Source organism: Fluviicola sp. (genome assembly GCF_030151805.1).
In the GTDB taxonomy this organism is placed as follows: domain Bacteria; phylum Bacteroidota; class Bacteroidia; order Flavobacteriales_D; family Crocinitomicaceae; genus Fluviicola.
On the sequence record NZ_JASLCN010000269.1, the window covers coordinates 1 to 3,067 of the forward strand.

General features: G+C 43.2%; 3 protein-coding genes. All 3 read right to left on the reverse strand.

Annotation, left to right across the window (positions count from 1 at the left end; translation table 11 throughout):
- Positions 1-1,702 (reverse strand): IgGFc-binding protein (locus Q1V93_RS10270; protein ID WP_300664382.1); only part of this gene is annotated, 1,702 nt, incomplete at its 3' end.
- A 19-nt stretch (positions 1,703-1,721) separates the two neighbouring features.
- Positions 1,722-2,687 carry a type IX secretion system membrane protein PorP/SprF gene (locus tag Q1V93_RS10275; protein WP_300664384.1) on the reverse strand — a complete coding sequence of 322 codons (966 nt, stop codon included), beginning with the start codon at positions 2,685-2,687 and terminating at the stop codon, positions 1,722-1,724.
- A 1-nt stretch (position 2,688) separates the two neighbouring features.
- Positions 2,689-3,067 (reverse strand): gliding motility-associated C-terminal domain-containing protein (locus Q1V93_RS10280; protein WP_300664386.1); only part of this gene is annotated, 379 nt, incomplete at its 5' end.

Genomic DNA, 3,067 nt, shown 5'->3' on the forward strand with positions numbered 1-3,067 from the left:
CATATGAAAACGCACCCGTAACAGGCACTGCTCCAACATTGTTCTTGCAATAAGAATCATCTAAACCGGCATTTGCTTCCGGTGATTGAATGAAGTTTACGACCATCGTATCTCTTACAGGATCACAATTTCCGGTTGAGGTCAGGATAAAAGTCAGGGTTCCCTGTGCATAATCTGAAGCAGACGGAACATATGAAGTGGACAAATCTACCGAGTTGGCAAAGGTTCCTGCCCCGTTCAGAACCGACCATTGACCGGTTATTGATCCACCTTCCACAGAACCATTCAGCAATACAGAAGGATCTCCGTTACAAAGCGTTGTATCATTTCCGGCTTTCACATATACTTTCCGGTTGAAAGAAGACATGTAGTGATAATAACATCCGGAACTTGCTCCACCGTTGATTACTCCCATTCCAAAATATTCACTGGAATTGGTAATCAAATTGGAGGAACCAACCGGAATATTTGCCGTACTGAATGTGATTTGTGCGCCACTCCAGAAACCTCCTGTTCCGGGAACAGGGTTAAAAGCAGAACCCGGAACGAGTGTTGCACTACCGTTCAATAAAAAGTCATTGATCGCGGCTGTCGGACATAAAATATTGAGGATAAATGTCTCCGAATTGGTTCTGGTGAAACTCACCTGACTTGATCCGGCACAGTTGATCGGCGGAAGCAATGCTTCACCGACTTCACATCCGAAACCGCTTGCCTGAAGGACATAAACGTTTTTATCTGCATCCACGTACGCCAGTGTTTCCGTCGCCGTCAGAACATATTTCCACGTGTCTCCCTGGTTCAGGAGCTGGGAAAAGGTTCCCAAAGAAGTGGTGACACTTACTGAAGTAAAGTTTTGAGTTGCAACGATAAAAATTCCTTCCTGGGAATTCGCAAACATATTTCCCCGGTTTACGATGTAATTTGTTCCCACTACATCGACCGGAACAATCTGATCTCCCATCAAATCCCGGCAACCACCACCTGAGTTGGTTACAGAATCATCCGAAACCGTGACGGCAATCGGTTTATTGGCAACGACAATTGTTCCCCCGAGGTTATTTCCGGGAGTATTTGTTGCCTGTGACGTATTTTCAATCGTATACGTTTGTCCTTTGTTTAAAACCACAGAATATGTGATTCCGGCGGGATGGCCTACTACTGTTGCCTTCGGAGTGATCCAAACGGTTGTATTGTTTTCCGTGGCAACGATACAAATCATGGATTTCGGCTGAATCGGTGTATAGCTTCCGTTCGCCCAGGTGTTTTGAAACGGACAAACAAACTCCGTTCCCAGCGCATTTTGTCCTTTTAAGGAGTATGTTTCCGGGTTATTGACAATGGTAACGACCTCGTAAACCACCGTAATCAAGGTATCTGCCTCAATCTTGATTCCGTAATTCAATACGTTATCTGCCGGTTTAGATTCCAGGGTGTTAACGATCGCATCCAAAAAGAGTGAACTCAAGGAGTTTGCCGGAACTACAAAGGTAGAATCGTAGGTTCCCGCAGGCTGATATACACGAACCGTCGTCGGTGCATTAAATGTGGAGATTCTCAACGCTAGCGGAGTGTTTCCTGCATGACTTGGTGTGACCCACGGTGCCGCAAACCAAAAAACGGAGTCGATCTGGCCTTTACTTTCAAAGGATCCGACCGTAAAAATCAACGCTAACAATACTATTATTCGACGTAATTTCATAAGCTCTAAATTCATCGTCCTATTTATCCTTTTCGATTTCCTTCTGGATATCTTCAAGAATACTATTATTCAATTTGTCATCTTCTTCTTCCAGCGAAGGTCTGTTTTTGGTAATGATGAAGGAAATACCTACTTCATGAGAACCTGCGCCGTACTTTCTGATTTTCGTATAACTGTAATCGTATCCATACGTGATACTCAAACGGTTTTTCAATCGGATCCCAAGGAAAATCCCGATTGCATCGTTTGTTCTGAAATTCAACCCTCCAAAGAACTTCTCTTTGTAAGACAATTGTGCGAGAATCGAAAGTTGTGAAGGAACCGGTTTCGTATATCTGAACAAAATTGCCGGTCTCAACTCCCAATTCTTTTTGAATTGAAACTTATAGGAAGTCATCAAAGTATAATGAAACTGCAGGTTTTGGTTGTAGGAAGACAGATTCAGATTCTTTCCGATCAAATGATCAATTCCTCCGCTGAATTCAAATTTATCGCTGTAAAGACGGAATCCTGCATTGACATCGAATGCATTTCCCGAATAGGTATTACCTGTAAAAATCGGATCTCCGGCATCTGCAACAACGGCATCGTATAAACGAATCCGGTATTGCACAAAACCCGGACGAACTCCCAATCCCATTTTCCATTTCTTACTCATTTTGATCTGATACCCGTAATTCACATAAATACCGGTTTTACTCAATAATCCCGTTTGTTCCGACAGGAGCTGAACGCCGTAGCCGTGTTTTGCTTTATTCTTGAAAGAACCGTGAAAATTCAAATAGAAATTCCGTGGCGCATCTTTGAATCCAACCCACTGAGTTCGATTGAAAAAACTCACTTCATGGTAATTCGTACTTCCTACATACGCAGGAGAATAATGCAGCGGATTGGCTAATATGTTTGTGAAAATACTTTGCTGCTGCCCGAAAGAAACGAAGAGTAAAACAACAAACAAGCCTGTAATAAAATGCTTCTTATTCATATCAGTCTCTTTTTCTTAACACCATTAATACTCCTTTGTAGATATCCGGGCTTGCATTCGCGTTCAGCTGAATTACGAACAGGTAATTCCCGTCCGGAACCGGTTCTCCGTTAAAGGTTCCATCCCAGGGTTCTTCATAACCATCCGAAGTGAAGACCGTTTGCCCCCACTCGTTGTAAATCTCGATGTGTGCATTCGGATAGCCCAATTGGAGAAAGTCCAGTTTCCAGACATCGTTTGAGCTGTCGCCGTTCGGAGAAATAACTGTAGGAATCAATGTGGTGATTTCAGTTGTTACCGTATTGATGGCGATGAAACGAATCGCGCTATCGGTACAACCCAAGGCATTTGTTACCTGGAGAACGATGTAATAATTTCCG

Excerpts from the sequence above, each read along its gene's own strand:
- Q1V93_RS10275 (WP_300664384.1), bottom strand. The coding sequence starts at position 2,687 with ATGAATAAGAAGCATTTTATTACAGGCTTGTTTGTTGTTTTACTCTTC.